This is a genomic window from Bacillus sp. LR--39 (assembly GCF_053613335.1).
Genome location: NZ_JBSIOT010001200.1, coordinates 1 through 603, shown reverse-complemented (window position 1 = coordinate 603; position 603 = coordinate 1). Strand labels below are relative to the sequence as shown.

Genomic DNA, 603 nt, shown 5'->3' with positions numbered 1-603 from the left:
GCGCCCGGCGGCTCGTTCATTTGTCCGAATACCATGGCTGTTTTGTTGATTACGCCAGAGTCACTCATTTCGTAGAAAAGGTCGTTCCCTTCACGAGTACGCTCTCCTACGCCGGCGAATACAGAGATACCGCCGTGCTCTTGCGCGATGTTGTTGATTAATTCCTGGATTAATACGGTTTTACCTACACCGGCACCACCGAACAATCCGATTTTACCGCCCTTAATGTAAGGAGCAAGCAAATCAACAACCTTAATACCTGTTTCAAGAATTTCAACTTCTGTTGAAAGCTGATCGAATGAAGGCGCCTGTCTGTGAATCGGATCCTTTTTCGCATCCGCAGGAACCGGCTCATTCAAATCAATATTTTCTCCGAGAACGTTAAATACACGTCCAAGTGTTACATCACCAACCGGTACTGAGATTGGCGCTCCTGTATCTACAGCTTCCATACCGCGCTGAACACCATCTGTAGATGCCATTGCGATTGTACGGACTGTATCATCACCTAAATGAAGAGCGACCTCAAGCGTTAAATCAATACCTACTTCGTTTTCACTTGCAGCTGGCTGTGAAATTTTAATCGCATTATAAATTTCAGGC

1 pseudogene is annotated in these 603 nt (G+C 45.8%); it reads right to left on the bottom strand.

What is annotated here, in order from left to right:
• Positions 1-603: pseudogene (locus tag ACWHAR_RS29415) on the bottom strand (F0F1 ATP synthase subunit beta); the annotation flags it as partial.